The organism is Hyphomicrobiales bacterium, from assembly GCA_016710435.1.
GTDB lineage: Bacteria > Pseudomonadota > Alphaproteobacteria > Rhizobiales > Aestuariivirgaceae > Aestuariivirga.
In genome coordinates this window covers 1,150,910-1,163,151 of sequence record JADJVV010000001.1, presented here as the reverse complement: position 1 = coordinate 1,163,151, position 12,242 = coordinate 1,150,910, and the positions used below count along the sequence as shown (strand labels likewise).

Below are 12,242 nucleotides of genomic sequence, written 5' to 3'. Positions count from 1 at the left end.
TGCATTCTAGACAGCTGTGCTGCCATCGCAAGTCCGGGTGCAGGCGTGACGGGGCGCATGTGCTGCGCCCCGGCCCGTTTCAACAGGTCCCGCGCCTCAGCGCTCGACGCACATGGCGATTCCCATACCACCGCCGATGCAGAGCGTGGTCAGGCCCTTCTTGGCGTTGCGGCGCTTCATCTCGTGGAGAAGGGTGATGAGGACACGCGCGCCAGAGGCACCGATCGGATGACCGAGCGCGATGGCGCCGCCGTTGACGTTCACCTTGGCGGTGTCCCAGCCCATCTCCTTGTTCACGGCGCAGGCCTGGGCGGCGAAGGCTTCGTTGGCTTCCACGAGATCGAGATCGGCAGCCTTCCAGCCCGCCCTCTGCAGGGCGAGCTTCGAAGCAGGAATGGGACCCGATCCCATGAGGGCAGGATCGACGCCCGCGGTGGCAGACGAGGCGATGCGGGCGAGGGGGGTCAGACCGCGCTTGGCCGCCTCCGCCGCCGACATGAGCATGAGCACTGCCGCACCATCATTGATGCCGGAGGCATTGGCGGCCGTCACCGTGCCATCCTTGGCGAAGGCGGGGCGGAGCTTCGTCACCGAATCCAGCGTCACGCCCTTCTTGATGTATTCGTCGGCATCCACCACCACGTCGCCCTTGCGGCCCGAGATGGTGACAGGCGTGATCTCGTCCTTGAACTTGCCTGCGGCCTGCGCTGCTTCCGCCTTGTTCTGCGAGGCGACGGCGAAGGCGTCCTGGTCCTCGCGGGTGATCTGCCATTGCCGGGCCACGTTCTCGGCGGTCGTCCCCATGTGGTAGCCGTTGAAGGCATCCCACAGGCCGTCCCTGATCATGGTGTCGACGAGGTTCCAGTCGCCCATCTTCACGCCATCGCGGAGATGCGCGGCGTGAGCGGACTTCGACATGCTCTCCTGGCCACCTGCCGCGACGATTTTGGCGGAACCATCGGCGATCTGCTGGGCGGCCAGGGCCACAGCCCGGAGGCCCGAGCCGCACACCTGGTTCAGGCCCCAGGCGGTGGCACTGTTGGGAATGCCCGCGTGGATGGCGGCCTGGCGGGCGGGGTTCTGGCCCTGCGCGGCGGTGAGGACCTGACCCAGGATCACCTCGTTCACGTCGTCAGGGGCAATGCTGGCGCGCTCCATGGCGGACTTGAGGGCGATGGTGCCCAATTGTGCGCCGGTGAGCGAGGCAAGCGCCCCGTTGAAGGAGCCGATGGGCGTGCGGGCGGCGGAGACGATGACGACGTCAGACATGGAAAACTCCTGGGGATAGACCGGTTAGGCACATGACCACGGCAAGGGAATTGCCGCAATGCGACATAGGACTTGTATACGTAAGCCGAAGTTTTTTGCACTTGCAAATGTGCGGTGCAAAGAGCAGATTTTTCGCAGTGCACGGCCCTTCCGGGCCGGGAAATTGCGTTCTGGAGACGAGCCCCCGTGACCGACGAAAACCCGACCTCCGCCAACCAGTCCAAGTCCGAACAGCCCCGCAACGCCACCGTCATCAAGAAATACGCCAACCGCCGCCTCTACAACACGGCGACGTCGACCTACGTGACTCTGGAGGACCTGGCGCGGATGGTGAAGGACGGTTCGGACTTCATCGTCTATGATGCAAAGTCCGGCGAGGACATCACCCGCACCGTGCTCACCCAGATCATCTTCGAGGAAGAGAACAAGGGCGATAACAATCTGCTTCCCATCAACTTCCTGCGCCAGCTCATCCGCTTCTACGGCGATTCCATGCAGGGCATGGTGCCCGGCTACCTCGAATTCTCGCTCGGCAACCTGATGAAGGAACAGGACAAGGTCCGCAAGCAGATGATGGACAGCTTTGGCGGTGACACCTTCAAGACGATGGAAGACGCGGCCAAGCGCAACATGCAGCTGTTCCAGGACTCGCTCAAGATGTTCACGCCGTTCGGCGCCGCGATGCCGGGAATGGGGACGGGGTTCCAGAATCCCTTCACGCCACCGTCACGCCCGGCGGAAAAGCCGGCGGCCAGCAGCGGCCCGAGCAAGGACGAGTTGCAGTCATTGAAAGACCAGCTCGCCGCCATGCAGCAGAAGATCGACCAGCTGAACCGCTAGACCGGCTCGCGTTCTCTCAGCCGGCGAGACGCACGTCCGCGCCGCCGTCGGCTTGCGGTTCCACGTCAGACGACAATTCACGGGTGAGCAGGTCCAGCGCATCGCGCAGGCGTGCGAGGCTCTGATCCACTTCGTCGTTCAGGGACACGGTGGCCGTCTCGTCGACATCGCCAGAAACAGCGTGTGTCTCTTCGCTGGCGGTTTCGGGGAACGGAAGCTGCGGCTCTTCGTCAGCAACGATTACTTCCATCAGAGCAGGTTCCGCCATGGCGGGCGCAGCGGCTTCCTCGTGCGTTTCGAACTCAGGCGTCAGGAAATCGTTCGCGACATCATCTGCCAGGGGGTCGTCGGCGACGGTTTCGGCGCCGTCGTCCATCAGGGCAGCGCTCATGTCTGTTTCCACGCCGGCCGGTGACGCCTCGGAGGCCGGTTCGGCGACAATGGCAACATCAACTTCAAGAGCGGCCGCGGCGTCCGGCGCTTCATTCTCGAAGGTGAAGACGGATGGCGCGGTGACGGCCCAGGGCGCCTGCATGTCGGGTATGCCCATGTGGTTGCCTTGCAGGAAGTCAACGCCGAGGCTGCGCAGGATTTGCGCATCCGCCTCGGTCTCCACCCATTCGGCGACCGTGCGGATGCCGAAATGGTGCGCCATCTCGATGAGGGTGCGCGCGAAGTAGAGGTTCTCTGTGTCCTTGGCGAGGTTGCGGCAATAACTGCCATCGAGCTTGATGATGTCGACGGGCAGGTCACGCAGGTTGCGGAAGGATGTGAAGCCTGCGCCGAAGTCATCAATCGCGACACAGCAGCCGGTGCCGCGCAGCTTCTCCAGGAAGGTGAGCGCGGCGGTGAGGTCGGTCAGAGCGGTCGTCTCGGTGATTTCGACGGTGAGGCGCGATGCGACATCGCCCGCCATCTGGATCATGTCGATGATCTGCGCGTTCCAGCGCGGGTCATTGGACGTCGTGGCGGAGAGGTTGATGGAGAGGAAGGCATCACTGTGACGGTGCAGCGTCTCCAGAGCAAGCTGCACGACGGCGCGGTCGACAAGGCGGATGAGGCCCAGGCGTTCCGCCACGGGCACAAGATGTCCGGCCGTCACCACTTCGCCTGACGCGTCGCGCATGCGCAGGAGGGCCTCATGGCATGCGACCTCGCCCGTCTTGGCGTTGACAAGGGGCTGGAAAGCGAGCTGGAAGCGGTGGGTCTTTAGGCACTCGACGATCTCGGCGGCACAGCGCGTGTTCAACATGCGCGCCGCGTTGACGGTTTCCGACGGCATGTGCACGACGAAGCTGTCGCTCGACAGGCGCAGGGCGGCAGAGAGGGCCTCCTCCGCCAGGGCACGCGCGGACACGCTCGTGTCGGCATGGATGGGCAGAAGAACCGCACCCACGGAGAGAAGCGCCCAGACGGGCCCGTGCGACGTCTCGATCACGCTGTCACGGGCGACGTTGAGGAAACGCTCAATCGCCACCGGCAACTCGGCGCCCGAACAGTTGTTGAGGATGAAGCCGAACTTGCTGCCGGAATAGCGGGCGATGCCATCGCCGGTCCGCATCACGGCGCGCAGGCGTTCGGCGAGTGCCGCGATCACTTCGTCGGCGACCTCGAAACCATAGGCCTCGTTTACCACCGAGAGGTTGCGGATGGTGGCGACAGCAAAGGCGCAGGTGACTTCGTTGCTGCGAGCTTCGCCGATCGCTTCTTCCAGCGCCTCGTCGAGGCGGGCGCGGTTCATCATGCCTGTGAGGGGATCGGTGTGTGACAGTTCGCTCAGTTTCTGGTCACGGGTATGACGGTCCGTCACCGGGCGCAGGACGCCCACGGCGCGGCAGGGCCGGCCGTTACGGTCGGCAAACCACCGGCCACGGTCTTCGATCCACATGGGCGGAAGGTTCGCCGCCGGGTCGCCCTTCAACTGATATTCGATGTGAAAGGGAACGCCATCGCCGTGGTCTTCGCCGGTGCTGTTGATCACTGCGTCGTATCGGCTGATGAGATTTTCGGAATGGAGAAGCCCGGCAAACTGCTTGCCCGTGCTCAAGGTTTGTGCCGGGCGGTGGAGGATGGCAGGAGCCGATACACCCCACGACAGGGCATCGCTGTGGATGTCCCAAGCATAAGTGGTTTCGCCGGCGGCAACAACAGCCTCGCCGATGCTCAACGCATCTTGCAGGGAAAGACCACTCGCCGGACCGCCGTCCGCATTTGCCAAGACGCTCGCCGTTCCTGTTGCCTCAGTCATGTGTCCGTATCGCCGTTCGTTGTGCGCGCCCGATGAAGCGGCGCGCCTGTGAGGAGGCGGCTTTGCGTGCAGCCTCCAATTGCGCGTTGACGCTAGATGTGTCGCGTAAATATTTGCAGAAGGATCATGGCTAACAGGCGTTAAGGAATGGCGCGCGCGGGGGTTCAAAGGCCCAGCGCGAAGCCGTCCTTGCGGGGGTCGGAGCCGCCGATGAGGAGGCCGCGGCCGTGGTCGATGGCGATGATCTGCCCGCCGCCCAGTGGCTCTTCCGTGGTCACAACGCGGTGGCCCATGGCGGTGAGGTCATTCTGCACGGTAACGGGCATTGCCGTCTCCACCTCGACGAGGCCATCGGTGGGAACGCAGCGCGGCAGGTCCAGTGCGGCTTGCGGGTCCATGCCGTAGGTGTAGCGGTTCACCACCATGTTGACGTGGCCCATGGGCTGGAAGTCGCCGCCCATGACGCCAAACACCATGTCGGGCCGGCCGTCGCGGGTGGCCAGTGCGGGAATGATGGTGTGGAGCGGACGCTTGGCGGGGGCAATGACATTGGGATGGCCGGGATCGCAGGAGAATCCGGCGCCGCGGTTCTGCAAGGTGATGCCCGTCCTCTCCGTGATGATCCCGGAGCCGAAGCCCCAATAGATCGAGTTGATGAAGGAGACGCAGAGGCGTTTCTTGTCCACGACCGAGAGGTAGACAGTATCGGAGGGAGGCAGCGTGACCCGGATGTCACTCGCCTTGTTCTGATCAATGGTGGCCGCGAGGCGCCGTGCGGTGGCGGCACTCAAAAGGTCTTCGACGGGGACGTGCGCCTGGGCGGGGTCCGCGATGTAGCGGTTGCGCAGCACCCAGGCGCGCTTCAGGGCCTCGATCTCGAGATGGCGGCGCTGCGGGCCTGCGGGATCGAGATGCTTCAGGCCGAAGCACGAGAGGATGTTGAGAGCGATCAGCACGGTCAGGCCCTGTCCTGACGGCGGGATTTCGTGGATGCGCTGGCCGTCGTAAGTGGTCGAGACCGGCTTTACCCAATCGCTCTGGGCGGCGGCAAAATCCTCGCGGGTGAGCAGGCTGCCGCGGGCTTGCAAAGTCTCCACCATGTCAGCGGCGATGGCACCCGTGTAGAAAGCATCGCGCCCGCCTGCGGCAATGGCGCGCAAGGTTCCGGCGAGCGCCGGATAGGCCATGGCGTCGCCTTCCGCGGGGCAGTGTCCATTGCGCAGATAGTGACGCCGCCCACCTTCGCTGGCCGTGAGCAGGGCGTGATGACCGGGCCAGTCGCGGGCGACGCGTGGCAGTGTCGGCACGCCCCGTTCCGCCAAGGCAATGGCGGGGGCGAGGCACCGCGCAAGCGACCACGTGCCATGGGCGCGGAGGAGTTCGTCCCAGGCATCGACGGCTCCGGGAACCGTCACGGCGTGGGGCGAGTGGGGGTCGATGCGGGTCAGTCCTTCGCCCCGCAGCCACTCCGGCGTTGCGGCAAAGGCGCTTCGGCCTGATCCGTTCAGGCCCAGCACCTTGCCTTCGGGCGTGGCCAGGATGGCAAAGCAATCGCCCCCGATCCCGGTCATGTGCGGTTCGGTGATGCAAAGCACGGCGGAGGCCGTGATGGCGGCATCAACGGCATTGCCGCCCGCCCGCAAGACGTCGATCGCCGCCAGGGTGGCCTGGGGCGACGAGGTCGCAGCCATGGCTTCGGTGGAATAGGCCGTGGAGCGGCCCGGCGCAGAAAAATCCCGGTACATGGGCGGCACTGTGGCCGCAGACGGGGGCGACGTCCATGGTCCGGGACTGTGACCCGTCTCTCCGCATGGTGCGACGCAGCAAGACTGATGAGAAGGCAGGCATGTCGCCACTTTGTCATGCAAATGACGTATATCTCAGCAGCGCACGATGTGCATTTTCGCTCAATTTCGCTCTATAAACCGATAGAATTCATCCAGACTGGCTCTTGGAATGGATTTCTTTATCGGAAACCGGTCCTTAAAATTGTTACTGCTTTGTGAACAAAGCGAATTCCTGATTCATGCGAGCTATGCGTAATTTGCATTTCATATTTTGCTGCATCGCACATATCTTCCGACCGTCAAAGAAAACAGAGACCCAGTACCGGAACCGTTCCGGTAAAAGCATTCGAAGGAGATACCCATGTTTGAAGTCCTCAAGAGCCGCATTACCGCCTGGAAGCGTTACAGCCGCACCGTCAGCGAACTCAATGCGCTGACCAACCGCGAACTGTCCGACCTCGGCATTTCCCGCTCCGACATCCAGCGCGTCGCCCGCGAAGCCGCCCGCTAAACAGAATCACAGGAGGCGCGCCATGGCCCGCTTTTCCTTCTTCAACAGGCTGCTGGACCGCCGCGCCCGCCTCAAGGGCTATCAGACGATCCGCACCGAACTTGAGCATCTCTCCGAAGCCGATCTGGCTGACATGGGTGCCAAGCGCTATCAACTGGGCCATGCGGCCCGCGTGAAGGCCTTCAAGTAAGGCCCAGCGTCCAACAGTTCCTCCCGGGGCTCGTTGCCGTGCAAACGGTGGCGGGCCCCTCCCTTTTTGCGGCGGACGCATCCACAGTGCCGCTCCCCGCCACGAACGCGCAAAATGTCGCGTTCGAATCGCTGTTGCGAGTCTCTGCCTCATATGTTAGCTCCCGCCCGCGGCGGGAACCTCCCGCACCGCAGCGTTTTGCCTTGTGCAAAGTGCTTCCCATCATATCAATGACTTAGGCCACCCGCTCCGGTGTCCGCCGTCACACGTGAAAGATCGATCGTGGCAACGACAGATCAGTCCCAGTCCGGTGTTGCAGGCCGCTATGCCCGTGCGCTGTTTGACCTCGCTACCGAAAACAAGGCCGTGGCCGATGTCGCCAAGGCACTCGCCAGCTTCCAGGGCCTCGTGGACGAGTCCACCGACCTGCAGCGCCTGATGCGTTCGCCGGTGTTCAAGACGGAAGACCAGACGGCCGCCGTCGAAGCGCTGGCCAAGAAGGCGGGCATCAATGGCCTCGCCCTCAACTTCCTCAAGGTGATGGGCGGCAACCGCCGCCTCGCTGCCGTGCCCGGCGCCATCTCCGCCTTCAACGCCCTCGTCGCCCAGTCGCGGGGCGAGAAGACGGCCGAAGTCACGTCGGCAGAAAAGCTATCGGCCAAGCAGCTTGCGGACCTCAAGGTCGCGCTCAAGGCCTCCACCGGATCGGACGTCGCCATCGACGCCAAGGTCGATCCGGCCATCCTCGGCGGCCTTATCGTGAAGGTGGGCAGCCGGATGATGGACAACTCGCTTCGCACCAAACTCAATTCACTCAAAGCCGCCATGAAGGGGACCCAGTAATGGATATCCGCGCCGCCGAAATTTCTTCCATCCTCAAGAAGCAGATCAAGGATTTCGGCAAGGAAGCCGAAGTGGCCGAGATCGGCCAGGTTCTCTCGGTCGGTGACGGCATCGCCCGCGTCTACGGCCTCGACAACGTGCAGGCCGGCGAAATGGTCGAGTTCGGAAACGGCATCAAGGGCATGGCCCTCAACCTCGAAACCGACAACGTCGGCGTCGTGGTATTCGGCTCGGACCGCGAGATCAAGGAAGGCGACACCGTCAAGCGCACCGGCGCCATCGTGGAAATTCCGGTCGGCAAGGAACTGCTCGGCCGCGTCGTTGATCCGCTCGGCAATCCCATCGACGGCAAGGGCCCGCTCAAGGCCAAGCAGAAGAGCCGCGTGGACGTGAAGGCTCCCGGCATCATTCCGCGCAAGTCGGTGCATGAGCCGATGGCCACGGGCCTCAAGGCCGTGGACGCCCTCATCCCCGTTGGCCGCGGCCAGCGCGAACTGGTGATCGGCGACCGCCAGACCGGCAAGACCGCCATCATCCTCGACACCATCCTGAACCAGAAGCCCATCCATCTCGCGGGCCCGGAGAAGGACAAGCTCTACTGCGTCTACGTCGCCTGCGGCCAGAAGCGCTCCACCGTTGCCCAGTTCGTGAAGGTGCTGGAAGACAACGGCGCTCTCGAATATTCGGTCATCGTTGCCGCCACCGCCTCTGATCCGGCGCCGCTGCAGTATCTGGCTCCCTTCGCCGGCTGCGCCATCGGCGAATACTTCCGTGACAACGGCATGCACGCGCTGATCGGCTATGACGATCTCTCCAAGCAGGCCGTGGCCTACCGCCAGATGTCGCTGCTGCTGCGCCGCCCGCCGGGCCGCGAAGCCTATCCCGGCGACGTGTTCTATCTCCACTCCCGCCTGCTGGAGCGCGCTGCCAAGCTGAACGACGCCAACGGCGCCGGTTCGCTCACGGCCCTGCCGGTCATCGAAACCCAGGCCAACGACGTGTCGGCCTACATTCCGACCAACGTCATCTCGATCACCGACGGCCAGATCTTCCTTGAAACGGACCTGTTCTACCAGGGCATCCGCCCCGCCGTGAACGTCGGCCTCTCGGTGTCGCGCGTCGGCTCCGCCGCGCAGACGAAGGCGATGAAGCAGGTTGCCGGCAAGATCAAGGGCGAGCTCGCCCAGTACCGCGAAATGGCTGCCTTCGCGCAGTTCGGCTCGGACCTCGACGCCGCCACGCAGAAGCTCCTCAACCGCGGCGCCCGCCTCACCGAACTTCTCAAGCAGGCGCAGTTCTCGCCGCTCAAGATGGAAGAGCAGGTGGTGTCGATCTATGCTGGCGTGAACGGCTACCTCGATGCGCTGCCGGTCGCCAAGGTGAAGGCCTTCGAAGATGGTCTGCTGCGCACGGTGCGTGACAAGCACGCCGACGTGCTGGAAGCGATCCGCTCCGAAAAGGCGATCTCGGACGCCACCATGCCGAAGCTCAAGGCCGCGGTTGACGCCTACGCCAAGTCCTTCGCTTAAGGGGTAGGCCGGGATGCCAAGTCTCAAAGACCTCCGAAACCGCATCGCCTCGGTGAAGGCGACGCGGAAGATCACCAAGGCGATGCAGATGGTGGCCGCGGCCAAACTGCGCCGCGCCCAGGAAGCAGCCGTTGCGGCGCGCCCCTACGCCGAACGCATGGCGGTGGTGCTCTCCAACCTTGCGTCCGCCATGGAAGGCCAGGCGGGTGCGCCAGCCCTTCTCTCCGGCACGGGCAAGGATGACGTCCATCTGCTCATCATCGCCACCGCCGAGCGCGGGCTGTGCGGCGGTTTCAACTCGTCGATCGTCAAGCTGGCGCGCGAACACGCCGACCGCCTCGTCCGCGAGGGCAAGACCGTCAAGATGATGACGGTGGGCAAGAAGGGCAATGACGCGCTCAAGCGTCTCTACGGCAAGTACATCGTCGATGCGGTGGACTTCCGTGGCTCCAAGGCGGTGGAATTCGACCATGCCGCCGGTGTGGCCGACAAGGTGCTCGCCATGTACGAAGCGGGCGAGTTCGACGTCGCCACGCTGTTCTTCTCGGAATTCAAGTCGGTGATCCAGCAGAAGCCCACGGCGCTGCGTCTCATCCCGGCGCAGATCGACACCAGCAAGACGCCGGATCTCGGCGGTGCGGTGTACGAGGCGGAGCCGGAAGAAAGCGTGATCCTCGACGACCTCCTGCCGCGCAACATCGCGGTGCAGGTCTTCCGCGGCCTTCTGGAAAACGCGGCCTCCGAGCAGGGTGCCCGCATGTCCGCCATGGACAATGCCACGCGCAACGCCGGTGACATGATCAACAAGCTGTCGATCAAGTACAACCGCCAGCGCCAGGCGCAGATCACCAAGGAACTCATCGAAATCATTTCGGGCGCGGAAGCGCTCTAACGCAATACAGGACAAGGACAGACAGTCATGGCCAAGAAAGCAGCATCCACCGCCGGCGCCACGGGGCGCATCGCGCAGGTCACCGGCGCCGTCGTCGACGTGGCATTTGACGGCGAACTGCCACAAATTCTGAACGCCCTCGAAACAATGAACGGCGACAACCGCCTCGTTCTCGAAGTGGCCCAGCACCTTGGTGAAAACACCGTGCGCTGCATCGCCATGGACTCCTCCGAAGGCCTCGTGCGCGGCCAGCCGGTAAAAGACCTCGGTGCTCCGATCTCGGTGCCGGTGGGCGACGAAACGCTGGGCCGCATCATCAACGTGATCGGCAACCCGGTCGATGAAGCGGGCCCGGTCAAGACCAAGACGCTCCGCGCCATCCACCAGCCGGCTCCGGAGTATGTCGAGCAGTCGACGGAAGCCGAAATTCTCGTGACGGGCATCAAGGTCGTCGACCTCCTCGCTCCTTACGCCAAGGGCGGCAAGATCGGCCTGTTCGGCGGCGCCGGCGTGGGCAAGACCGTGCTCATCATGGAACTCATCAACAACATCGCCAAGACGCACGGCGGCTACTCGGTGTTCGCCGGCGTGGGTGAACGCACCCGCGAAGGCAACGACCTCTATCACGAGATGATCGAATCGGGTGTCAACAAGAACCCCAAGGACGGCTCCGTTGCCGGTTCGAAGTGCGCACTGGTGTACGGCCAGATGAACGAGCCGCCGGGTGCGCGCGCCCGCGTTGCCCTCACGGGTCTCACGGTTGCCGAACACTTCCGCGACCAGGGCCAGGACGTGCTCTTCTTCGTGGACAACATCTTCCGCTTCACGCAGGCCGGTTCCGAAGTGTCGGCCCTTCTGGGCCGCATCCCGTCCGCCGTGGGTTACCAGCCGACGCTGGCGACCGACATGGGCGCGCTGCAGGAACGCATCACCACCACCACCAAGGGTTCGATCACCTCGGTGCAAGCGATTTACGTGCCCGCCGACGACTTGACCGACCCGGCGCCTGCCACCTCCTTCGCCCACTTGGACGCCACGACGGTGTTGTCGCGTGCCATCGCCGAAAAGGGCATTTACCCCGCCGTCGATCCGCTCGACTCGACCTCGCGCATGCTGACGCCCACCGTTGTGGGTGAAGAGCACTACGCGGTGGCCCGTCAGGTGCAGTCGATCCTGCAGCGCTACAAGGCGCTCCAGGACATCATCGCCATTCTCGGCATGGACGAACTCTCGGAAGAGGACAAGCTCTCGGTGGCGCGCGCCCGCAAGATCGAGCGCTTCATGTCGCAGCCCTTCGACGTGGCCCAGGTGTTCACCGGCTCGCCCGGCGTGCAGGTGCCGCTTGCCGAAACGATCAAGGCCTTCAAGGGCATTGCCAACGGCGACTATGACCACCTGCCGGAACCGGCCTTCTACATGGTCGGCACCATCGACGAAGCCATCGCCAAGGCCAAGAAGCTCGCCGCCGACGCGGCCTGATGACGGCACACCCCTCGCGGCCCGGTGCCCTGCGCCGGGTCTCTTGGGGTGAGGAATACAAGAGTCCCTCATGCCGAGGTGCGAGCGCAAGCGCGCCCCGAGGCATGGATCAAGGAAAAGACCATGGCACTGCATTTCGAACTCGTCTCTCCCGCCCGTCTCCTGTTCTCAGGAGACGTGGTGTCCGTGCAGATTCCGGGCGCGGAAGGTGAAATGACCATCCTGCCGGGACATGCGCCCGTGCTCTCCACGCTGAAGCCCGGCGTGGTGACGATCCAGAAGGACACCGGCACGGACAAGATCTTCGTGCGCGGCGGCTTTGCCGAAGTGAATGCCCAGGGGCTCACGCTGCTGGCCGAATCGGCAATCCCCTACGCAGATCTTGACGGTGCGGCGATCGCCCGCCAGATCAAGGACGCGGAAGAAGACGTCGCCGACGCCAAGACCGATACCGCCCGCGCCAAGGCCGCCGAGGCGCTTGATCACCTGAAGGCGCTGCAGGCTGCGCTGTGACGGCAACAGCCAAAGTCGAGATAATCAATCTCATCTAAGTGGACTCTTCATTGAAGCGAGTTCCTTGGGCCTGAGCCCAAGTCGGGAGCTTCGAGATACAATATCTCGGGCAGTTGCTTGCCTTCTAGCAGTCTTCCGATT

General features: G+C 63.8%; 11 protein-coding genes. 8 read left to right on the top strand and 3 right to left on the bottom strand.

The features are described 5' to 3' along the window. Positions 1–96: 96 nt before the first annotated feature. Positions 97–1,269, bottom strand: coding sequence for an acetyl-CoA C-acetyltransferase (locus IPM06_05630; protein MBK8769894.1), 1,173 nt, complete (start codon positions 1,267–1,269; stop codon positions 97–99). A gap of 186 nt (positions 1,270–1,455) precedes the next feature. Between IPM06_05630 and phaR the strand changes: the two genes are divergently transcribed. Then, positions 1,456–2,109 carry a polyhydroxyalkanoate synthesis repressor PhaR gene (phaR, locus tag IPM06_05625; protein ID MBK8769893.1) on the top strand — a complete coding sequence of 218 codons (654 nt, stop codon included), beginning with the start codon at positions 1,456–1,458 and terminating at the stop codon, positions 2,107–2,109. A gap of 16 nt (positions 2,110–2,125) precedes the next feature. On the opposite strand, the gene IPM06_05620 is transcribed toward phaR, so the two are convergent. Together IPM06_05620 and IPM06_05615 are read right to left on the bottom strand one after the other, a co-directional pair. Next, positions 2,126–4,357, bottom strand: coding sequence for an EAL domain-containing protein (locus tag IPM06_05620; protein MBK8769892.1), 2,232 nt, complete (start codon positions 4,355–4,357; stop codon positions 2,126–2,128). Between the two features lie 164 nt (positions 4,358–4,521). Then, the gene (locus IPM06_05615; GenBank protein ID MBK8769891.1) at positions 4,522–6,102 is read right to left on the bottom strand and encodes a gamma-glutamyltransferase family protein; all 1,581 of its coding nucleotides are present in this window, start codon (positions 6,100–6,102) and stop codon (positions 4,522–4,524) included. A 403-nt stretch (positions 6,103–6,505) separates the two neighbouring features. On the opposite strand from IPM06_05615, the gene IPM06_05610 reads away from it, so the two are divergent. From IPM06_05610 to IPM06_05580, 7 genes are all read left to right on the top strand, one after another. Continuing rightward, positions 6,506–6,655: a DUF1127 domain-containing protein gene (locus IPM06_05610; protein ID MBK8769890.1), complete on the top strand. Its 150-nt coding sequence runs from the start codon at positions 6,506–6,508 to the stop codon at positions 6,653–6,655. A gap of 22 nt (positions 6,656–6,677) precedes the next feature. Continuing rightward, the gene (locus tag IPM06_05605) at positions 6,678–6,845 is read left to right on the top strand and encodes a hypothetical protein (protein MBK8769889.1); all 168 of its coding nucleotides are present in this window, start codon (positions 6,678–6,680) and stop codon (positions 6,843–6,845) included. A gap of 282 nt (positions 6,846–7,127) precedes the next feature. Next, complete coding sequence (locus IPM06_05600; protein MBK8769888.1) at positions 7,128–7,688, top strand: F0F1 ATP synthase subunit delta; 561 nt, start codon at positions 7,128–7,130, stop codon at positions 7,686–7,688. Then, a complete protein-coding gene (locus IPM06_05595) occupies positions 7,688–9,217 on the top strand; it encodes a F0F1 ATP synthase subunit alpha (GenBank protein ID MBK8769887.1) in 1,530 nt (509 codons plus the stop codon). The genes IPM06_05600 and IPM06_05595 overlap by 1 nt, the downstream gene beginning before the upstream one ends. Positions 9,218–9,230: 13 nt before the next feature. Further along, positions 9,231–10,109, top strand: a complete 879-nt coding sequence (locus tag IPM06_05590; protein ID MBK8769886.1) for a F0F1 ATP synthase subunit gamma — start codon at positions 9,231–9,233, stop codon at positions 10,107–10,109. A gap of 27 nt (positions 10,110–10,136) precedes the next feature. Continuing rightward, on the top strand, positions 10,137–11,588 hold the full coding sequence (gene atpD, locus IPM06_05585) for a F0F1 ATP synthase subunit beta (GenBank protein MBK8769885.1): 1,452 nt from the start codon (positions 10,137–10,139) through the stop codon (positions 11,586–11,588). 123 nt (positions 11,589–11,711) lie between these two features. Then, positions 11,712–12,101 carry a F0F1 ATP synthase subunit epsilon gene (locus IPM06_05580; GenBank protein ID MBK8769884.1) on the top strand — a complete coding sequence of 130 codons (390 nt, stop codon included), beginning with the start codon at positions 11,712–11,714 and terminating at the stop codon, positions 12,099–12,101. Positions 12,102–12,242: the final 141 nt, after the last annotated feature.

Excerpts from the sequence above, each read along its gene's own strand:
- atpD (MBK8769885.1), top strand. The coding sequence starts at position 10,137 with ATGGCCAAGAAAGCAGCATCCACCGCCGGCGCCACGGGGCGCATCGCG.
- IPM06_05615 (MBK8769891.1), bottom strand. The coding sequence starts at position 6,102 with ATGTACCGGGATTTTTCTGCGCCGGGCCGCTCCACGGCCTATTCCACC.
- IPM06_05595 (MBK8769887.1), top strand. The coding sequence starts at position 7,688 with ATGGATATCCGCGCCGCCGAAATTTCTTCCATCCTCAAGAAGCAGATC.
- IPM06_05620 (MBK8769892.1), bottom strand. The coding sequence starts at position 4,357 with ATGACTGAGGCAACAGGAACGGCGAGCGTCTTGGCAAATGCGGACGGC.
- IPM06_05590 (MBK8769886.1), top strand. The coding sequence starts at position 9,231 with ATGCCAAGTCTCAAAGACCTCCGAAACCGCATCGCCTCGGTGAAGGCG.
- IPM06_05610 (MBK8769890.1), top strand. The coding sequence starts at position 6,506 with ATGTTTGAAGTCCTCAAGAGCCGCATTACCGCCTGGAAGCGTTACAGC.
- IPM06_05580 (MBK8769884.1), top strand. The coding sequence starts at position 11,712 with ATGGCACTGCATTTCGAACTCGTCTCTCCCGCCCGTCTCCTGTTCTCA.
- IPM06_05630 (MBK8769894.1), bottom strand. The coding sequence starts at position 1,269 with ATGTCTGACGTCGTCATCGTCTCCGCCGCCCGCACGCCCATCGGCTCC.
- IPM06_05605 (MBK8769889.1), top strand. The coding sequence starts at position 6,678 with ATGGCCCGCTTTTCCTTCTTCAACAGGCTGCTGGACCGCCGCGCCCGC.